This window comes from Pseudomonas sp. SIMBA_041, assembly GCF_046535095.1.
Taxonomy (GTDB): Bacteria; Pseudomonadota; Gammaproteobacteria; order Pseudomonadales; family Pseudomonadaceae; genus Aquipseudomonas; species Aquipseudomonas mucoides.
On the sequence record NZ_JAWRXJ010000004.1, the window covers coordinates 229,997 to 249,623 of the forward strand.

Consider the following 19,627-nt stretch of genomic DNA (forward strand, 5'->3'; position numbering starts at 1 on the left):
TTGATGAGGTTTTAACAATGGCTGAACGTCTGAATAACGACTTCCAGTTCATCGATGTCGGGCGCAAAGATCCGAAGAAGAAACTGTTGCGTCAACGCAAGAAAGAGTTCGTGGAGATCTACGAACCCTTCAAACCCCAGCATTCGGCTGATCAGGCCCACCGCTGCCTGGGTTGCGGTAACCCGTATTGCGAATGGAAGTGCCCGGTGCACAACTTCATTCCGAACTGGCTGAAGCTGGTGGCCGAGGGCAACATCCTCCAGGCCGCCGAGCTGTCGCACCAGACCAACACCCTGCCGGAAGTGTGCGGCCGGGTGTGCCCGCAGGATCGTCTGTGCGAGGGTGCCTGCACCCTCAACGACGGCTTCGGCGCGGTAACCATCGGTTCGGTCGAGAAGTACATCACTGACACCGCGTTCGCCATGGGCTGGCGCCCGGACATGTCCAAGGTCAAGCCGACCGGCAAGCGTGTCGCGATCATCGGGGCCGGTCCTGCAGGCCTGGGCTGTGCCGACGTGCTGGTACGTGGCGGCGTGACCCCGGTGGTGTTCGACAAGAACCCGGAAATCGGTGGCCTGCTGACCTTCGGCATCCCCGAGTTCAAGCTGGAAAAGACCGTGCTGAGCAATCGTCGCGAAGTCTTCACCGGCATGGGCATCGAGTTCCGCCTGAACACCGAAGTGGGCAAGGACGTGACCGTCGAGCAACTGCTCGAAGAATACGATGCCGTGTTCATGGGCATGGGCACCTACACCTACATGAAGGGCGGCTTTGCCGGTGAGGACCTGCCGGGCGTGCACGATGCGCTCGACTACCTGATCGCCAACGTCAACCGCAACCTGGGCTTTGAAAAGTCGCCGGAAGATTTCGTCGACATGAAAGGCAAGAAGGTCGTGGTACTCGGCGGTGGCGACACGGCGATGGACTGCAACCGTACGTCGATCCGTCAGGGCGCCAAGTCGGTGACCTGTGCGTACCGTCGTGACGAAGCGAACATGCCGGGCTCGCGCAAAGAAGTGAAGAACGCCAAGGAAGAAGGGGTGAAATTCCTCTACAACCGCCAGCCAATTGCGATCGTCGGTGAAGACCGCGTCGAAGGCGTGAAAGTGGTCGAGACCCGTCTCGGCGCACCGGACGCCCGTGGCCGTCGCAGCCCTGAGCCGATCCCGGGCTCCGAAGAGATCATCCCGGCCGACGCCGTGGTCATCGCCTTCGGTTTCCGCCCAAGCCCGGCGCCGTGGTTCGAACAGTTCGACATCCAGACCGACAGCCAGGGCCGCGTAGTGGCCCCGGAACAAGGCAAGTTCAAGCACCAGACCAGCAACCCGAAAATCTTCGCCGGTGGCGACATGGTTCGCGGTTCTGACCTGGTGGTGACCGCGATCTTCGAAGGCCGCAATGCGGCTGAAGGGATCCTGGATTACCTGGGCGTCTAAACCCGTTCCACCTGATTGAAATGCAATACCTGTGGGAGTTGGCTTGCCAGCGATAGCATCACCTCGGTCTAACTGACAAACCGAGGTGTCTGCATCGCAGGCAAGCCAGCTCCCACAATGGTTTGTGGTGTTGCGAAAACCGGGTTTCACCGCGACAAATTGACCCGATAGACAAAAGGCTGACCTGCAACCGTGCCTTTTGCGTCGCGCTCTGAGAAAATGCCCGCACTTTTTTTCCGGATGCCGACATGACTGCCCTGAAGAACGACCGTTTCCTTCGCGCCCTGCTCAAGCAACCCGTAGACGTCACCCCTGTGTGGATGATGCGTCAGGCCGGTCGCTACCTGCCTGAATACCGCGCCAGCCGTGCCAAGGCCGGTGACTTCATGAGCCTGTGCATGAACCCGGAGTTCGCTTGCGAAGTCACGATGCAACCGCTCGACCGCTATCCGCAACTGGACGCGGCGATCCTGTTCTCCGACATCCTGACCATCCCCGATGCCATGGGCCAGGGCCTGTACTTCGAAACCGGTGAAGGCCCGCGCTTCAAGAAAGTCGTCAGCACCCTGGCCGACATCGAAGCCCTGCCGATTCCTGATCCGCACAAAGACCTCGGCTACGTCATGGACGCGGTCAGCACCATCCGCCGCGAACTGAACGGTCGTGTGCCGTTGATCGGCTTCTCCGGTAGCCCATGGACCCTGGCCACCTACATGGTTGAAGGCGGCTCGTCGAAAGACTACCGCAAGACCAAAACCATGCTGTACGACAACCCGCAAGCCTTGCACCTGCTGCTAGACAAACTCGCGCAGACGGTCACCAGCTACCTCAACGGCCAGATCATGGCCGGTGCGCAAGCCGTGCAGATTTTCGATAGCTGGGGCGGCAGCCTCTCGGCGGCGGCGTACCAGGAATTCTCCCTGGCCTACATGAAAAAGATCGTCAGCGGCCTGATCCGCGAACACGAAGGCCGCAAGGTGCCGGTGATCCTGTTCACCAAGGGCGGCGGTTTGTGGCTGGAAAGCATCGCCGACGCTGGCGCTGATGCCTTGGGGCTGGACTGGACCTGCGACATCGGCAGCGCCCGTGATCGCGTCGGCAACAAAGTCGCGCTGCAAGGCAACATGGACCCGACCGTGCTGTACGCCAAACCGGAAGCCATTCGCACCGAAGTCGGGCGCATCCTCGCCAGCTACGGCAAAGGCAGCGGCCACGTGTTCAACCTGGGTCATGGCATCACCCCGGAAGTTGATCCGGAACACGCGGGTGCGTTCTTGCGCGCGGTGCATGAGTTGTCGGCGCAGTATCACGAGTGATCGTCGTCCAATAAAAAACGCCCGGCTAATGCCGGGCGTTTTTGTTTGCACGATCCAATGTCGGGCGCAGATCAAATGTAGGAGTGAGCCTGCTCGCGATAGCGGTAAATCAGTCGCTGAATGTATTGGCTGACACTCCGCTATCGCGAGCAGGTTCACTCCTGCATGGGTTATGCGTCAGGCTTTCACTCCGCCCAGGGGCGGCAACTTCGCCAGTTTCAACGCCACTAGCAGCGCAATCACCAGCAACCCGCCAATGAACAACCCGATTCCGTTCCAGCCACCCAAATGCCAGAACACGCCCCCGGCAGTACCCGCAATGCTCGACCCGGCGTAATAGCTGAACAGATACAGTGAAGACGCCTGCCCCTTGGCCTTGATCGCCCGACGGCCGATCCAGCTGCTCGCCACGGAGTGCGCGGCAAAGAAGCCGAAGGTAAAGATAAGCATGCCAATGATCACTACCGGCAGCGGTGTGAACAGGGTCAGCGCCAGGCCGGCGAGCATCAGCACAATCGTCGCCCAGAGCACTTTGCGGCGACCCAGCTTGTCAGCCAGCGAACCGATCTTCGCCGAGCTGTAGATCCCCGAGAGGTACACCACCGAGAGCAGTCCGACGAAGGTTTGCTCCATGTGATACGGCTCGGCCAGCAAGCGGTAGCCGATGTAGTTGAACAGCGTGACGAACGCGCCCATCAACACAAAGGCTTCGAGGAACAACAACGGTAAACCGGCATCGCGAAAGTGCATGGTGAAGCCGTCGAGCAAGCTGCGCGGGTGCAGCGAGCGGGCGCGAAAGTTACGGGATTCGGGAAGGATTTTCCAGAACACCGCTGCGGCGATCAGCGCCAGGCCGCCGATCACCAGCATCGCCGTGTGCCAGCTGACGAAGTCGATCAACACGCCGGTGATCAAGCGCCCGCTCATCCCGCCAATCGCGTTGCCGCCGATGTACAAACCCATGGCCAGGCCGATGTGCTGTGGGTGAATCTCTTCGCTCAGGTACGTCATGGCGACCGCTGCCAGGCCGCTCAATGACAAACCGATCAGTGCGCGCATCACCAGCACGCCGTGCCAGCTCGGCATCATCGCGCTGGCCATGGTGCACAGCGCGGCGGCGAACAATGCGGCAACCATCACCGGTTTGCGGCCAACACGGTCGGAGATCGGGCCGGTGATCAGCAGGCCGATGGCGAGCATGCCGGTCGCGACCGACAGGATCAGGCTGCTCTGCGCCGCGTTGATCGAGTACTCGTGGGACAGCAGCGGCATCATCGGTTGCACGCAATAGAGCAACGCGAAGGTCGCGAAGCCGCCGGAGAACAGCGCCAGCACGGTGCGCATGAACATCGGCGTGCCTTTTTCGATGTAAATCTCCTTCAGCTCGGCGACGACATCGTCCGCCACGGCGGGCGGAACTTCATGGGCGAGTGGAGCGACAGCAGTTTTCACGTTGAACCTCGGAGGGACGCAGCCGGGCAGGCAATGAAAAAATCATATAGCTGCCTAATGATTCAATCCAATATATTGTTCGACCTGTTTGAGAGCTTTTACGACCTAATGGGGTTTTCATGGAATTGCGTCACCTGCGCTACTTCATCGCCGTCGCCGAAGAACTGCACTTTGGCCGCGCCGCTCAGGTGCTGGGCATCTCTCAGCCGCCGCTGAGCCAACAGATTCAGGCACTGGAGGCCGAGGTTGGCGCACGCTTGTTCGAGCGAACCAATCGTCGGGTCGAGCTCAGCGAAGCCGGTCGGTTGTTTCTGCAAGAGGCGCGATTGGCGCTGGCGCAAGTCGACAAAGCCGCCGACGTGGCGCGGCGTGCGCAACTGGGTGAACTCGGTGAACTGAAGATCGGTTTCACGTCCTCTGCACCGTTCAACTCGACCATTCCTCAGGCGATTTTTTCGTTCCGCCAGCGCTTCCCGGCGGTGCACCTTAATTTGCGGGAGCTGAGCAGCACCCAGGTCGCCGATGCGCTGGTCGACGAGTCGATCGAGGTCGGCATCATGCGACCGTTGGGGTTGCCGGATTCCCTCAGCGTCGTGGAGCTGATGCGCGAGCCACTGGTGGCGGTGCTCAGCTCCAAGCACCCCTTGGTCAATGGCAGCGAAGATGGACTGTTTCTGTCAGCACTGGCCCTCGAGCCTTTCGTCTTTTTCCCACGCAGCTATGGCAGCGGTCTCTACGCACAATTGCTCAGCCTGGCCCGCGATGCGGGTTTCAGTCCGCACTTTGCGCAAGAGGCGGGCGAGGCGATGACCATTATCGGCCTGGTAGCAGCGGGGCTTGGGGTGTCGGTGCTGCCGGCGTCGTATCAGCGGATGCGCATCGATGGCGTGGTGTATCGACCGTTGCTGGACCCCGCGGCGGTGTCGGCGGTGTGGCTGGTGCAGCGCAAGGATCAGAAATCGCCGATGGCCAAGGCGTTTGTCGAGTTGTTGACGCGTAAGGTTGAAGGGACTTAAGCGTGGGGACACTTCAGGCCTAGCGAGGCGAATGGCCAGTCGTTGCCCTGAGTTCTGTTTCGCGCAATACTCGCGCCGTTCCCGAAAGGGGCTTGTGAGACTCTGAGGATCCTGGGCACCCAGCCATCGCAGAGCCAGACAGGTACAGGGCGATGACAAGCCGGCCTGTTTGTGAAGGGGCGCCGAAAGGCGCCCTTTGTCGTTTTAGCATGACCCACTTCAGTCTATTTGTACCCGATCCCCACGCAACACCACCTCGGACGCTATCGCCTTCAGCACTTCTGATGCCGCGAAAATTCACGCCTTGGTGCTTGCCATGTTTTTTTGATACATCCCTTCGCCTTTTTTCTGATCAGCCGATAACGGTTTCGGACTCATCACAAACAATGGAGATACAGGATGTTCAAGCAATTAACTTTTACCGCGTTGCTGGCCATGATGGCGCTGACCGGTGGTTGTGCTTCGGTAAAAATGGCGGATGACACTCAGGACGCTCAGGCGAAGACCTTCCAGGTCGCCCCGGACAAAGCCAACATCTACGTTTATCGCAACGAAAGCATGGGCGCCGGGGTGAAAATGCCGGTGACGCTGAACGGTAAACCGGTCGGCCAGACCGTCGCCAAGTCGTACCTGATGTTGGCCGTCCCGGCTGGTCAGCAGACCCTGGTGTCCTCGGCGGAAAACGATTCCGAACTGAAACTCACCGCAGAAGCCGGCAAGAACTACTTTGTCTGGCAGGAAGTGAAAGTGGGCTTCATCAAGGCACGCAACAACCTGCAAGTGGTTGATGACCAGACCGGTCGTGCTGGCGTTGCTGAAAGCAAGTTGATTCAAGCTCAGTAAGTATCGGGACGGTCCCTGCATCCAGTGCAGGGGCCGTACCAAGCAACATCACACCCGTCGCGCTAACTCATCCCCCATCGCCACGCCACACTCCCTTCTTGAGTAGATCCTGATAGCGCTCGCTTTCGCTTATGTGGCAGTCCAGCACCGGCCATGACAAACAACGCAAAAGCGTCATTCCTTTTACTCCAAACGTGGTTCAGGTCAGCGCCAACGACGGAAGATCAATGAGGTGTTGACGCCACCAAACGCGAAGTTGTTGTTCATCACGTATTCATTACTCATCTGCCGAAACTCCCCGCGCAAGTAGTCGAGCTTGCCGCAATGCGGATCGACCTCGTCGAGGTTCAACGTGTGGGCATACAAATCGCGGTTCATCATTTCGATGCTGAACCAGGATTCCAGTGCACCGCAGGCGCCTAGCGTATGACCGAGGAAGCTTTTCTGCGAACTGATCGGCATGTGTTCGCCAAACAACGCGCTGGTGGCCAGTGTTTCGGCAATGTCGCCTTGTTCGGTTGCGGTGCCGTGGCCGTTCACGTAGCCGATGTCCGACGGTTGCAGTCCGGCGTCTTCCAGCGCGAGCTCCATGGCCCGGCGCATGGTCAGTTGCTCGGGACGGGTGGTGTGCTGACCGTCGGCGTTGCTGCCGAAGCCGACGAGTTCGGCGTGGATGCGCGCGCCGCGAGCCAGTGCGTGTTCCAGTTCTTCAAGCACCAGCATGCCGCCGCCTTCACCGATCACCAGACCGTCGCGACCCTTGTCATAAGGACGAGGGGTGGATTGCGGGGCGTCGTTTTTCAGGCTGGTGGCGTACAGCGCATCGAAGACCATGGCTTCGGTCGGGCACAGCTCTTCGGCGCCGCCCGCCAGCATCAGCGGCAGGCGGCCGAATTTGATCGACTCATAGGCGTAACCGATGCCCTGGCTACCGCTGGTACAGGCACTCGACGTCGGGATCAAACGGCCGGTGAGGCCGAAGAAAATGCTGATATTCGCAGCTGTGGTGTGCGGCATCATCCGCACGTAGGAGTTGGCGTTCAGGCCTTCGGCCACCGAGTTGAGCAGCATGTTGCCGAATGCCTTGATCTCGTCGGTGCTGCCGGTGGACGAGCCGCACGCGACGCCCATGCGCCCGTCCTTGATCGACTCGTCGCCCAGCAATCCGGCATCGGCCAGCGCTTGCTCGGCCGCGCCCACCGCAAGCCGCGACACCCGGCCCATGCTGCGCAATTGCTTGCGGGTCCAGTGGCTCGGGATCTTGAAGTCATCGATCGGGCCGGCCAGGCGCGTGTTGAGTTCGGTAAAGCGATCCCACTCGTCCATGCGCCGAATGCCGCTGCGATTGGCCGCAAAGTGCCCTGCGATGGTGTCCCAGTCGCTGCCCAGTGAAGTGATGCCGGCCATGCCGGTGACGACAACGCGCTTCATCAGCACAGGCCTCCATTGACGGCCAGAACCTGCCGGGTGATGTACGACGCTTCCGCCGACATCAGGAAATTCACCGCGCCAGCCACCTCTTCCGGGGTGCCCATGCGTTGTGCGGGGATCATTTTCATCAGTTCTTCCACGGGCACGTTTTCGTCGAGCATGGCGGTGTCGATCAGGCCGGGCGCGACACAGTTGACGGTGATTTTACGCTTGCCCAATTCAATCGCCAGCGCCTTGGCTGCGCCGATGAGGCCGGCCTTGGAGGCGCTGTAGTTGACCTGGCCACGGTTGCCGATCAACCCCGACACCGAAGTGATACAGACAATTCGCCCGGCGGCGCGACGACGGATCATCGGCATCATCACCGGGTGCAGCACGTTGTAGAAACCGTCGAGGTTGGTGCGCATCACCACATCCCAATCATCCTCGCTCAGCGCCGGAAAAGCACCGTCGCGGGTCAGGCCGGCGTTGAGCACCACGCCGTAATAGGCGCCGTGGGCTTCGACGTCGGCTTCGAGAATGGCTTTGCAGCTGGCACGGTCGGAAACGTCGAACTGCAGGACGCGTGCATGGCGGCCCAAGGCTTCGATTTCGCCTTTTACCGCGATGGCGTCCGCGAGGCCGCTGCGGCAATGCAGCACGATGTCGTGCCCGGCCTGAGCCAGGCGCAAGGCGATGGCGCGGCCGATGCCACGGCTGGAACCGGTGACCAGTACAGGTTCAGTCATGACTGGACTCCTTCGGGTTCATGTAGATATTGAGCGGCCTGAGGCGGACGAAACACGTTCAGGCGCGCGCTGGCGTGGATGCCCGGGGCGTTGATATGGCATTCGAACACGCCCATGCCATTGTCGTCTTCCAGCGAGCGCAGGCCGTGGATGGTCAGTTCCATACCCGCCGGAAAGTGCTCGACGTTGCACTCGAATTTACGGCTGCCCAGCAGAAAGCCCAGCGCCACCGCATCACCGCGCTGGCGCGCATGGCAACCGGCGTAGGCGGCAACACTCTGGGCCATTATCTCGATGCCGACCCAGGCCGGCAGGCTGCCGTCGGGACGGTTGAACAGGCCGCCGGGTCTGACGGTGAGGCGGGTGTGAATCTGCTCGTCATCGAACGCCAGGATCTGCTCGATGAGGATCATGTCGCCAGCGTGGGGCAGCAACTCGGCGAGCGGCCAGTCAATCATGGTGCATCTCCGATAATCAGGCTGACGTTGTTGCCACCGAAGGCAAAGGAATTGCTCATCAAATAGCGAGGTGCAATGGACGTCAGGCGATCGGCCGGGGTCACCCAATGCAGCGCGGGCAGGAGCGGGTCGGGCTGGCCGTCCCAGAGATGAGGCGCGAGGGCGTGGTCGCGATTGTCCGGGCTCAGGCTCAGCCAACAGAACGCGGTTTCCAGAGCGCCGGCAGCGCCGAGGGTGTGACCGGTCATCGGCTTGGTCGATGAGCAGGGTACGCCTTGCGGGAACAGCGTCGCCACGGCGAGGCTTTCCATGGCGTCGTTATGCTGGGTCGCGGTGCCGTGCAGGTTCAGGTAATGGATCTGCTGCGGTTGCAGGTTTGCCCGGTTCAGGGCTTTGCTCATGGCTTGCAGTGCACCACGACCGGTCGGTTCCGGCGCGGAGATATGGTGCGCATCGGAGCTGGCGCCGCTGCCGAGCAAGGCAATGGCCTGGCCATCTCCTGCGTTTTTGCTCATCAGAAACAACACGGCGGCTTCGCCGATGTTGATGCCGTTGCGGTTGACTGAAAACGGATTGCAGCGTTGTCCGGACACCGCTTCCAGGGCCGAGAAGCCGTTGAGGGTCAGTTTGCACAAGCTGTCGACGCCGCCGCACAACACCGCGTCGCACAGGCCCAGGTCCAGCAGGCGCTGGGCACTCATCAGCGCCCGGGCGCTGGAGGTGCAGGCGGTGGAAATCACATAGGCCGGACCGCTCAATTGCAGCCAGTCGGCGAGGAAGCTGGCCGGCGCGCCGAGTTCCTGTTGCTGATAGTCGTACTCGGCAGGGAATTGATGTTCACGGATGTAATGGGCCAACCCACGGCTGGCCTCATCGATACCCGAGGTGCTGGTGCCCAGAATCACGCCGATCCGATCACGGCCGTAGGTCTGGACCGCCTGATCAATCTCGTCGCGAATTTGCAGTGCGGCGTCCATCAGCAATTGGTTGTTGCGAGTGTCTTGCACTTTCAACTCAAGCGGAATCGACGGCAGTTCGCCGCTCACTGCCGCTACCGGCAAGGCGCGCTCTGGCACCCAGCCGGTTTCGACGCGCAGGCCCGAGCAATCGCCGGCAAACAGATTGGCGGCAACCTCGTGTTTGCCACGACCCAATGCGCAGATCACCCCGAGGGCATTCAAGTAGGCTGTCATGGTGCTTCCCCGCTCAGCGGCGTGACTTCATACCGGGGCCCCTTGGGCAGGTTCAATTCAAAGGTCATGGGCTGTGAATATAAGACGTCCCAGTGTGTTGGCAGCGAGCGTTGCCTGCCGTGCTGCCAGGCAGTGGGGTAATTACCCGACAGTTCGTCCTTGGGGGTCAGGGCAAACAGCAACGCGGCGAACAGCTCCCGGGCTTCCGGGTTGGGCGGCAACAGACCATCGGCGTGCCATTTGCCATCGATCAGTTTCTGCCGCGCTTGTGGAATGCCCAGCAGATCCATCATCGACCAGCGAAGCCCCACCTCTTCCTGCTGGATCACCAATACCCAGTCCTGACGTTGCGCGGCTTCCAGGCGCTGGATGTGCAGTTGCAGCGGCAACGACAGCTTCGGGATGTGCTCGGGCAGCGGTGCCTGGCTGGCGCAAGCGCTCAGCAACAGCAGGCAGCCCAGGAGCAGAAAACGGATCATCAGGCATTACCTTCAAGGGAGTTGCACCGCAAACAGGCGGTCCTGTCATTCATGTGACATCTCTGGCGCAGAGTTCTGACAACATGCGCAGCCGACGCTTGGGTTCACTGACGAACGGGTTGCGTTCGTCCCAGGCATAACCGGCGAGAATGGCGCTGATCATGCGGCGGATATCCGGTGAGCCGCCTGTGTGGAAGATCACATCCTGGAAGGTCCCGGCGTACCAGCCCTCGACGTAGCAACGGAAGGTGTCGACGCCACGCTTGAGCGGTTCGGCGAACTCGCTCTGCCAGTCCACGCTTTGCCCTTGCAGTTGGCGATGCAACACGCCCGCGGCCATGCTCGCCGAGCGCATGGCGATGGTCACGCCGGAGGAGAACACCGGGTCGAGGAATTCCGCGGCGTTGCCGAGCAGCGCAAAGCCCGGGCCGTGCAAGGTTTTGACGTTGGCCGAGTAGCCGCCGATGGTGCGTGCGGGCGTGTCCCACACGGCATTTTTCAGTACGCCAGCCAGGCTTGGGGTTTCAGCGATGAACCCGCGCAGGCACTCGTCCAGATTCTCCATGCGGCCTTCGAAATGTTCAGCGGCCGCGACCACGCCCACCGAACATCGACCGTTGCTGAACGGGATGGTCCAGAACCAGATGTCGCGATGGATGGGGTGGGTCGTAATCAGGATCTTTTCCCGCTCGAAAGACGGGCTGTCGATGTGGTCTTCGATATGGGTAAACACGGCCTGGCGCACCGGAAAATTCGACGGCGCTTCAAGGTCCAGCAGGCGCGGCAGCACACGACCGTAGCCGCTGGCGTCGAGCACGAAATCCGCTTCGACGCGGTACTGGCTGCCGTCTTCGCGCAGCACCTCGAGCTGCGGCTTGGGCAAGTCGAAATCGACGCTGACGATGGCTTCGCCATAACGCACCTCTACGCCTTGCAGCGCAGCCTGATCGGCCAGCAGCTTGTCGAAATCGGCCCGTTGCACCTGGAACGTGGTCGGCTTGCCATGGCTGAACGTGTCGCCAAAATCGAAGGCGCTGTACTGCTCGCCCCAGGCGAAGGCGGCGCCGTTTTTAAGCTGGAAACCTGCAGCGTTCACGGCCTCGAGCATGCCGGCTTCTTCAACGAAATCCAGGCAATGCGATAACAGGCTCTCGCCGATGGAGAACCGTGGGAAGTGCTGGCGCTCGATCATCAGCACATCATGACCGTTACGCTTGAGCAGCGCGGCAGCGATGGCGCCCGAGGGCCCCGCGCCGATGACGACGACCTGGCGACGTTGCATTTCAACTGTTGGCACGGGGGCTCCTTGCCGGGGCGGCGATGTTCAAAGGGGGGCTGTGCATGCCGGCCAGTGCCGGCAGCAGCGTCGCGATCAGGCCCATCACCATCAGCGCAAAGTACAGCGCCGGGCTGATGAGCTGTTGTTGCAGCAGCAGGTTGAGAAAAACGATCTCGCTCAAGCCACGAATGTTCAGCAGCAAGCTTTCCCGCCAGCGACTGGCGCCTTCAAAGGAGGCGCCGGCCCAGCCGAGACCCAGCCAGTTGCCCAGCAGTTTGCTGGCAATCGGCAACAGCAGCAATGCGGCCAGTTGTAGCCAGCTCAGGCTGGTCATGGCGGCGTGAACGTTGATCTGCACAATGCCGAACGTGAGGATCAGCGGAATGGCGATCCAGGTTTGCAGACGGGTCATCCACACTGCGGACATTGGCCACACCAGCGGTACTTTCAGCGCGGCCATGCACAGCAGATAACCGATGCCGAAAATCAGCGCATTGAGCTTGAAGTGCTCGGCGACCACCAGCAGCGCGAAAAAACAGCCGCTGTGCAGCAACGGCTGACGCAGACCGAGCACACGCAACAGCACCGGCAGGCAGGCGCCAGCCAGCGGCAGGAGCAAACTGCTCAGGTGCAGGCTGCCTTGAGCGAAGCCGAACAGCGTCCAGCACGCCAGGTCGATGAGGATCGCGGTCTGCACCAGGCGCCGGGTGGCGTCGGGCGGGTAGTTGATGTGGCGCAGGTACAAATACAGCACCGGAATCGCGGTGATGGCGAACACCAGGCCCACCGCCAATGAACTGATCCACGATTGCGCAGGCAGCAACCACACCGCCGTCGCCAACCCGCCCGCGAACGGAACGCAAAAACTCGGCAGGGCGATTTTCAGGCTCTGGCGGTCCAGCCGCAGGTCGATCACGTCGCTGAGAATGTGCCCCAGCAGCAAGGCAAAGCTCAGGCTGTAGAGGTTTTTCAGCCATGTCGGCGAGATCAGTTCAGCGCCGCTGAGCTGCCAGCCGGGCTCGATCCAGAGGTACATCAGCAGCGGCAGGCCGAAGGTCGCCAGCAGCAACTGGCTGACGATCGGGATCAGGCCAAAATGACGACCGACACGGGTGGCCACGGCGAACAGCGCGAGGGCCATCAGCCAGAACAGGGCGATCATCATGCGGCTGACTCCGCAACCGGAGCCGTGTGCAGATGTCGGCCCGCCCATGGCGCCAGGATGAAACTGAAAGCCAGCCCCAGGCTCACTGACAATCCAAAATTGCTCACGGCCGGGGTACTTGATACGGCGAGCAGACCGAACGACAGCCAAGTGGTCAGCGCTGCCAGCAAGGTGCCGAGCAGGCTCACAGCGGCGCCGCCGACCTGTTCGCGCATGAGGATTGCGTAATCGACGCTGATCGCCGTCACCAGCAGCAGGCCGAACAGGCTGAACAGCGTCAACGGTTGCCCCAGCCAGCCGAGACTGGCCAGGCTGCACAGCGCGGCGAGCAGTGGCAGGGCGACGATGCGCAGGGCACCGCCGAAACCGAATGGTAGCATCAACACCAGCACGATCAGTGCGCAGGAGGCGAGTTTGAGCTCTGCTGCGCTGATCTGTGTCGCGGCGAAAACGCTGTTCAATTCACCGAGGCGGTCGACCAGTTTGACGCCGGGCAAGTCCAACGCCTGAACGCGTAACAGGGTCGGGTCGTTGAGCCCTTGCAGGCTGACCATCGCTGCCACGCCACCGTCATCGGTCGGCCCCAGCCACAGTGGACGATAAGGTTCAGCCAGCGGCCCGAGCAGTGCGGCATCGATGTCTTCGGTGGGCAACGCCTGCAATTTCGTCAGCTCGGCATGCAGCGCTTCGGCCGGTACGCCGACGGCGAGCAGCGGTTGCCAGAACTGCGGCAGTTTACTCAGTGCATTACGCACTTGCTGCTGTTCACTTGGCTGGCTCACGAGCTGATTCAGCGACAGGTAACCCTGAAGTTTTTCCAGGTTCACCAACTGATTCAGCCGCTCGCTCAACGCGGTCTGACGCTCCAGCAGTTCTTGCTGATTGGCGCCGCGCACCAGGAAGAACTGGCTAGTCGGTTGAAAACCCGTGATGCGCGCAATGGTCTTGGCTTCGTCAGTCAATTGCTGCGGTGCGCCGATCCATTGGCGGATGTCGTTTTTGCTGTCGAGTTTCAGCAGACCGCCCACGCAGAAGGCAATCAGCAGGGCCAGCAGCACCGGCGTGCTGGCCTGTTTGAGCAGCGCGTCACGCAGGCTCAGCAAACATTCGCAGAGACGCAGTGGCCATTGTGCTGGACGGATATCGGCGCCCTTGAGCAGTGCCGGCAACAGACAAACGGCGGACAGATAGGCACCCAGCAAACCGGCGGCGGAGAACACGGCGATCTGGGTCAGGGCCGGGAACGGTGTCCACGCCAGCGCCAGGTAACCGATGCAACTGGTGATCAGGCTCAGCGTCAGGCCCGGCAGCGTCAGGCGCAACGCGGGCCAGCTGTGCCAGGGTTTCAGGCTCCAGCTTTTCGACAGGTAATGCAGCGGATAGTCGACGGCCACACCGATCAGGCTGGAGCCGAGCACCAGCGTCATCACATGCATATGGCCGAACAACGCCACGCAGGCCACCGCGCCAAACAGCATGCCCACCAGCACCGGAACGAACGCGAGCAATACCCGCCATCGCCGGAAGGCCAGCAACAGCAACGCCAATATCCCCAGCGTGGCGCCGCCGCCGACCCATGTCATCTCGCGGGTGGCTTGTTGCTGACCGCTCGCGGCGTAGAGCAATCCGCTGGCTGCCAGCAATTGCACGTCAGACTGCGCCGCTTGTTCGCGGCTATGTTTCAGCAGGTCGGCCACTTGCAGCGGCAGGCTCATGTCGAACGCATTGCCGGTGGTTTTTGCCCGCAGCATCACCCAGCTCTTGCCGTCGGCGTCGGCGATCAACGCGCCGCTGCCAATGTCCAGTTGCACGGCGCCGTGTTGCGGTTGGCTGTTCTGGATGCGTCCGGTCAGGCCCAACCAGTCATCCTGGCTCGGCACCAGACTGAAGCCGGTAAACGGGTCGAACAGCGCCTGAACCCGTTGCTGGATGAAGACGTCTGGATGCTCGATCAGTTGCTGTCGATCCGCCTCGGACAGCATTGCCAATCGGCCTTGCAGCAGTTGCGTGCGCAGTGCGGGCAAGTCGGCTTGTAACGTCCACTGCACCTTCTCGAACAGACCGCTGGCCTGCCATTGCTCGCCGAGTTTCTGCGCCATGGCGATGGCTTGCTCGCGATCCTTATGGCCGACCAACACCAGCATTTCGCGGTTCAGCGGTTCTTGCATGCGTTGTTCGGCGCGCAGTTCCAGCGCATCCGGCGCCGTGCCCGGCACCAGTTCCATCAGGTTGGCCGACAGCGGCGCGCCATCGCGCCATTGCCAACCGGCGAGCGCGAGCACTGCCAGCAGCAGGATCAGGAATAGCCATGGCAGCCTGCGTTCACTCGGCAAAGTCATGTTGCTCCGCAGTGCTCAAGGGTTGGGCGCTGGTGCTGTCCTGCATGCGTAACAGGGTGCTGTCGCCTTGGGTTTCCAGCAGTTCGATGGTGCTCACCAATTCACTGCCGGTGATGTTGATCTGCTTGAACACTTGCTTGAGCAGCAGCGAGCGCGGGATCAACGTCAGCTTCCAGTTCTGCGCGTCGCCGCTCAATGACAGCTCGAAGTCACGCTGCAAACCGCTGCTGTCGCCTTGCAGCACGGCGAGGAACAAGCGGTTCTGCTCGGCGCCGGCGCTCTTGTCCGGCAGCATTTGCCAACCGCTGGCGTCGCGTCGGGCGATGCCGTTGGCGGTGATGCGGTAATCCTGTTGCAGCGGGGTTTTCAGCAGCCACAGCAGGCCATGATTTTTTGCGAGAACGAACGTGCCCTTGCTGGTCAGCGGTTGGGGCAGGGCGCGCAGGTGTTTTTCCTGGATGAAGTTACCGTGGATGACATCGGGTTTGGCCAGTTGATCGCTCAACTGCTGCGAATCAAATGCCTGCGCAAGTGAAGAGAAACCGAGCATCACCACAAACATGTAGCAGCTGCTGAGCCCGCGAGGCTGCGTCCGGCGGCGAAGCCGTCGTAAAACCTTCACATGCGGTGCTTCAGCAAAAACGCAGGGCGACTGCTGCGCAGCCGAACGCAGGCTTCGCCAGCTGCTACAGATCGAACGCAGGCTGCTATAGAGAGTCGTAAGCAGATTCATGCCAGCGTCCTTTCGACAGCGTCGGTAAAGACCTTCGGTGAGGCCAGCTGCATTTCGCGGCTGGCCATGTCGACGGCGACTTGCACGGAGCTGGCGCGGGTCAGGCGTTCGCCGGTTTCCAGGTCACTGATCAGGTAATTGATCTTCAACCGGTTCTCCCACTGCACCAGATTTGCCCGCACGTTCAGTTTCTGGCCGAACACTGCGCCACGCACGTAGCGCAGTTGCAGGTCGATCACCGGCCAGGCGTAACCCGACTCGGACATCGCCGTGTAGTTATGGCCGATCTTGTCCAGCAACGCGCAACGGGCGACTTCCAGATATTTGACGTAATGGCCATGCCAGACCACGTGCATGGTGTCGACGTCAAAGAACGGCACCTGGATTTCCGTATCGGTGTGAAGCACTCCCTTGCTACGCATGCAGCCTCCAGTGTTGCTCGGCAATTCGTTTCAGGCACAGGCGCAATTCGCCTTCCAGTGCGCGATCTTCGATGACCGGCGGGAAGTCCTTGGCCAGTTCCTCGTGCATGGCGGCCAGGGCTGGCGGCAATGGGCGAGCATCCTCGGCCTTGCTGCGCAGCCACACGCCCTGATTGGCTGCGAGCAAAGTCGCGGCGGCGACCTGTTCGGTCAGCTCCAGCACACGAATCGCATCGCGGGCGGCAATGGTGCCCATGCTCACTTTGTCCTGGTTGTGACACTCGGTAGAGCGCGAGAAAACGCTGGCAGGCATGGTGTTTTTCAGTGCTTCGGCGGTCCAGGCGCTGGTGCCGATCTGCACGGCCTTGAAGCCGTGGTTGAGCATCGCCCGGTCAGCGCTGGCGCCGGACAGATTGCTCGGCAAGCCATGGTTGTAACGCTCGTCCACCAGCAACGCGAGTTGCCGATCCAGCAAGTCGGCCACGTTGGCCACCAGGTTTTTCAGGCTGTCCATGGCGAACGCGATGTGGCCGCCGTAGAAATGCCCGCCGTGCAAAACGCGCTCGGCTTCAGCGTCGATGATCGGATTGTCGTTGGCGCTGTTGAGTTCAATTTCGATGAACGAGCGCAGCCAGTTCAGGCTGTCCGCCAACACGCCGAGGACGTGGGGCGCGCAACGCAGGGAATAACGGTCTTGCAGGCGGTGCAGTGGCGCGGTCGGCGCGTCGATCGCCAGATCCTTGCGCAGCCACGCGGCAACTTGCATCTGCCCCGGGTGCGGTTTGGCGGCGAACAGGCGCTCGTCGAAGTGTTCCGGGTTGCCCTGCAACGCCACCACGTTCAGTGCGGTGATGCGGGTAGCCAGTTGCAGCAGGTAATCGGCGCGGGCGAAGGCCAGGCAGGCGAGGCCGGTCATCACGGCGGTGCCGTTCATCAACGCCAGTGCCTCTTTCGGTCGCAGTACCAACGGCTGCCAGCCCAGTTCACGATGCACGTCGGCGGCTTGTCGGCGTTCACCTCGGAACATCACTTCGCGTTCACCGGACAGCGTTGCGGCAACGTAGGACAACGGCGTCAGATCACCGCTGGCACCGACCGAACCTTCTTCCGGGATCAGTGGCAGGATGTCGTGTTCGAGGAACGCTTGCAGGCGTTCCAGCAGTTCCACGCGCACCCCGGACACGCCATGGCACAGCGACTGCAAACGCGCGGCGAGCACCGCTCGGGTGGCTTGTTCGTCGAGCAGTTTGCCCAGGCCACAGCCGTGAAAGGTATACAGATGACGGGGCAGCGCCTCGACGTGATGCAGCGGCACCGCGACCACGCAGGAGTCCCCATAACCAGTGGTCACGCCATAGATCACGCCTTCCTTGTCCAGCAGGGAATCGAGGAATCGCGCGCCCTTGGCGATACGCTCGCGGTACGCGGGATCGCCCTGCAACTGCGTCGGCACCTGACGGTTGGCCAGGGCCAGCACGTCTTCGATGCGCAAAGGGAGTTCGCCGAAGGTTACCGGCTCATGCGTTGGCGTCGTCATCGGTCTTCCAGAAAGGGTAAAAGTTGAACCATTGTTGGGGCGCTTCGAGGCAATAGTGACCCAGGCGCTCGGCGTAGCGGGACGCCCACTGATGAATGACCTGTTCGCGATCGCTGCGTTTCCACACCACGGCCTCGGCAAACGGTTCGAGGGTCACGCGATATTGGCCCGATGGTTTTTTCAGGCACATCAGCAGATTGATCGGGCATTTCAGCAAACCGGCGAGCAGCCACGGCCCCTGAGGGAACGCCGCCGGGTGGCCGAGAAAATCCACGGTCACACTGCGTCCGCCGTGCAGCGGCACGCGGTCGCCGGCAATCGCCAGCCATTCGCCACGCTCGAGCCGCTCATGCAATTGCAGCATGATCACCGGGTCCAGCTCGCTGACCTGTATCAGTCGCAAATTGGTTGCACCGGCCTCGCCGAGCAAGCGGTTGAACTGCTCGGCGTGCTTGGTGTGGACCAGCACGTTCATCGTGACTTTTTCGCCGATTTCCGCGAGTGCGCGGCAGACTTCGAGATTGCCCAGATGCGCGCCCACCAGCATTTGCCCACGAGTGCCGCGCAGTTGATTGCGCAGCAGCGCCGAGTCGATGATTTCGATCTGGTCGATGCTCAGCTTGCCGTTCCACACGTCGAGCTTGTCGAGCATGGAGTCGGCGAACGCCATGAACTGGCCGAACACGCGCCAATGGGTGGGGCGCAGTTCCGCGCGACCGCTCCAGTCGACGAGACGTTGCTGGTACTGCCAGGCGCTGTGGCGCGCGCTGCGTCCGAACAGGAAAAAGTACAGGACGATGCCGTACAAAATCGGGCTCAACAGCCGCCGGCCCAGCACTTTGGCGCCGAACGCAGTGAGCTTCATCAGCCAGAAGCTGCCTCGCTCCTGGCGATCGGCCCAGTGCTTTTTATCTACGTCACTGCTCATGCCCGCCACCGTCGCCAGAGGATCACCGGTGCCCGCAGCAACATGCCGAAAAACAGCCGTGTGTGCATGCTGGAGATCAGCACATTGTCGTGGAACAGGCGGAAATGCGAGACGCCGTCGAGCGGGTAATGAACCCGGGTCGGCAACCATTGCATCGGCAGGTTGCGCCAGGCCAGGCGCACCAGAATGTCGGAATCAAAGTCCATCCGTTTGCCGATCTTCGCCGAGTCGATCAGCTCCAGAGTCGGCGGCAATGGATAGACGCGAAAGCCGCACATGGAATCGCGAATCTGCAAGGACAGCGTATTGATCCACACCATGACGTGCGTCAGGTAGCGGGCATACAAACGACCTTTAGGCACGCTGGCGTCGTATTGCGGGTAACCGCAGATCACCGCATCCGGGTGGGCGTGTGACTGCTCGATGAAGAGCGGCACGTCCTGCAGGTCGTGCTGTCCGTCGGCATCGACTTGCAGCGCGTGGCTGAAACCCAGGCGTGAGGCTTCGCGCAGGCCGGTCATGACGGCGCCGCCCTTGCCTTGGTTGGCAGTAAGGCGGATCAGGTTGACCATCTCGCGCTGCGCCAATCGGTCGAGCACTCTGGCGCAGGCTTGATCGCTGGCATCGTCCACCAGAATGCACGGCAGGCCACTGGCAATCACCGCGTCAACCACCGTGGTGATGGCGGTTTCGTGGTTGTAGACCGGAATTACGGCGCAGGGGCTATGCATACCAATCACACCTCAACCTTGTAGCTGCTGGCTAAGCCTGCGTCCGGCCGCGAAGCGGTCGTAAACCGGTATGTGCGGTTTTCCGGGATATAGGGGGTGGTGTCGATGCGAGCGCTTCGCACTCGGACGCAGCCTTCGGCA

Annotated in this window: 18 protein-coding genes; 4 read left to right on the plus strand and 14 right to left on the minus strand. The window is 61.4% G+C overall.

Annotated features, from left to right (window positions below):
• Nucleotides 1-17 precede the first annotated feature (17 nt).
• Together SB725_RS11225 and hemE are read left to right on the plus strand one after the other, a co-directional pair.
• Entirely contained in the window at nucleotides 18-1,436 is a 1,419-nt protein-coding gene (locus SB725_RS11225; protein ID WP_027922091.1) for an FAD-dependent oxidoreductase, read from the plus strand.
• Nucleotides 1,437-1,684: 248 nt separating this feature from the next.
• The gene (hemE, locus tag SB725_RS11230) at nucleotides 1,685-2,752 is read left to right on the plus strand and encodes a uroporphyrinogen decarboxylase (RefSeq protein WP_027922090.1); all 1,068 of its coding nucleotides are present in this window, start codon (nucleotides 1,685-1,687) and stop codon (nucleotides 2,750-2,752) included.
• Nucleotides 2,753-2,929: 177 nt separating this feature from the next.
• Here the strand turns inward: hemE and SB725_RS11235 are convergent, their stop codons facing one another.
• On the minus strand, nucleotides 2,930-4,204 hold the full coding sequence (locus tag SB725_RS11235) for an MFS transporter (protein WP_027922089.1): 1,275 nt from the start codon (nucleotides 4,202-4,204) through the stop codon (nucleotides 2,930-2,932).
• A 119-nt stretch (nucleotides 4,205-4,323) separates the two neighbouring features.
• Between SB725_RS11235 and SB725_RS11240 the strand changes: the two genes are divergently transcribed.
• Together SB725_RS11240 and SB725_RS11245 are read left to right on the plus strand one after the other, a co-directional pair.
• Entirely contained in the window at nucleotides 4,324-5,220 is an 897-nt protein-coding gene (locus SB725_RS11240) for a LysR family transcriptional regulator (RefSeq protein WP_027922088.1), read from the plus strand.
• 399 nt (nucleotides 5,221-5,619) lie between these two features.
• Nucleotides 5,620-6,063, plus strand: a complete 444-nt coding sequence (locus SB725_RS11245) for a DUF2846 domain-containing protein (RefSeq protein WP_027922087.1) — start codon at nucleotides 5,620-5,622, stop codon at nucleotides 6,061-6,063.
• Between the two features lie 204 nt (nucleotides 6,064-6,267).
• On the opposite strand, the gene SB725_RS11250 is transcribed toward SB725_RS11245, so the two are convergent.
• From SB725_RS11250 to SB725_RS11310, 13 genes are all read right to left on the minus strand, one after another.
• Complete coding sequence (locus SB725_RS11250) at nucleotides 6,268-7,494, minus strand: beta-ketoacyl-ACP synthase (RefSeq protein WP_027922086.1); 1,227 nt, start codon at nucleotides 7,492-7,494, stop codon at nucleotides 6,268-6,270.
• Nucleotides 7,494-8,222: a 3-oxoacyl-ACP reductase FabG gene (gene fabG / locus SB725_RS11255; protein ID WP_027922085.1), complete on the minus strand. Its 729-nt coding sequence runs from the start codon at nucleotides 8,220-8,222 to the stop codon at nucleotides 7,494-7,496. Before fabG ends, SB725_RS11250 begins: the two co-directional genes overlap by 1 nt.
• Nucleotides 8,219-8,680 carry a hotdog family protein gene (locus SB725_RS11260; RefSeq protein WP_410921765.1) on the minus strand — a complete coding sequence of 154 codons (462 nt, stop codon included), beginning with the start codon at nucleotides 8,678-8,680 and terminating at the stop codon, nucleotides 8,219-8,221. The genes fabG and SB725_RS11260 overlap by 4 nt, the downstream gene beginning before the upstream one ends.
• Nucleotides 8,677-9,873 carry a beta-ketoacyl-[acyl-carrier-protein] synthase family protein gene (locus tag SB725_RS11265; protein WP_410921766.1) on the minus strand — a complete coding sequence of 399 codons (1,197 nt, stop codon included), beginning with the start codon at nucleotides 9,871-9,873 and terminating at the stop codon, nucleotides 8,677-8,679. The genes SB725_RS11260 and SB725_RS11265 overlap by 4 nt, the downstream gene beginning before the upstream one ends.
• On the minus strand, nucleotides 9,870-10,352 hold the full coding sequence (locus SB725_RS11270; protein ID WP_027922082.1) for a hypothetical protein: 483 nt from the start codon (nucleotides 10,350-10,352) through the stop codon (nucleotides 9,870-9,872). The genes SB725_RS11265 and SB725_RS11270 overlap by 4 nt, the downstream gene beginning before the upstream one ends.
• 49 nt (nucleotides 10,353-10,401) lie before the next feature.
• The gene (locus SB725_RS11275; protein WP_027922081.1) at nucleotides 10,402-11,649 is read right to left on the minus strand and encodes an NAD(P)/FAD-dependent oxidoreductase; all 1,248 of its coding nucleotides are present in this window, start codon (nucleotides 11,647-11,649) and stop codon (nucleotides 10,402-10,404) included.
• Complete coding sequence (locus tag SB725_RS11280; RefSeq protein ID WP_027922080.1) at nucleotides 11,636-12,796, minus strand: hypothetical protein; 1,161 nt, start codon at nucleotides 12,794-12,796, stop codon at nucleotides 11,636-11,638. The genes SB725_RS11275 and SB725_RS11280 overlap by 14 nt, the downstream gene beginning before the upstream one ends.
• Complete coding sequence (locus SB725_RS11285) at nucleotides 12,793-15,135, minus strand: MMPL family transporter (protein ID WP_410921767.1); 2,343 nt, start codon at nucleotides 15,133-15,135, stop codon at nucleotides 12,793-12,795. Before SB725_RS11285 ends, SB725_RS11280 begins: the two co-directional genes overlap by 4 nt.
• Nucleotides 15,119-15,697: an outer membrane lipoprotein carrier protein LolA gene (locus SB725_RS11290; protein ID WP_027922078.1), complete on the minus strand. Its 579-nt coding sequence runs from the start codon at nucleotides 15,695-15,697 to the stop codon at nucleotides 15,119-15,121. Before SB725_RS11290 ends, SB725_RS11285 begins: the two co-directional genes overlap by 17 nt.
• Before the next feature lie 167 nt (nucleotides 15,698-15,864).
• Nucleotides 15,865-16,290 (minus strand): acyl-CoA thioesterase, encoded by a 426-nt coding sequence (locus SB725_RS11295; protein ID WP_410921768.1) that lies wholly within the window; start codon nucleotides 16,288-16,290, stop codon nucleotides 15,865-15,867.
• Complete coding sequence (hutH, locus tag SB725_RS11300; protein ID WP_027922076.1) at nucleotides 16,283-17,827, minus strand: histidine ammonia-lyase; 1,545 nt, start codon at nucleotides 17,825-17,827, stop codon at nucleotides 16,283-16,285. Before hutH ends, SB725_RS11295 begins: the two co-directional genes overlap by 8 nt.
• A complete protein-coding gene (locus SB725_RS11305) occupies nucleotides 17,808-18,755 on the minus strand; it encodes a glycosyl transferase (RefSeq protein ID WP_027922075.1) in 948 nt (315 codons plus the stop codon). Before SB725_RS11305 ends, hutH begins: the two co-directional genes overlap by 20 nt.
• A complete protein-coding gene (locus SB725_RS11310) occupies nucleotides 18,752-19,486 on the minus strand; it encodes a glycosyltransferase family 2 protein (protein ID WP_410921769.1) in 735 nt (244 codons plus the stop codon). The genes SB725_RS11305 and SB725_RS11310 overlap by 4 nt, the downstream gene beginning before the upstream one ends.
• Nucleotides 19,487-19,627 lie beyond the last annotated feature (141 nt).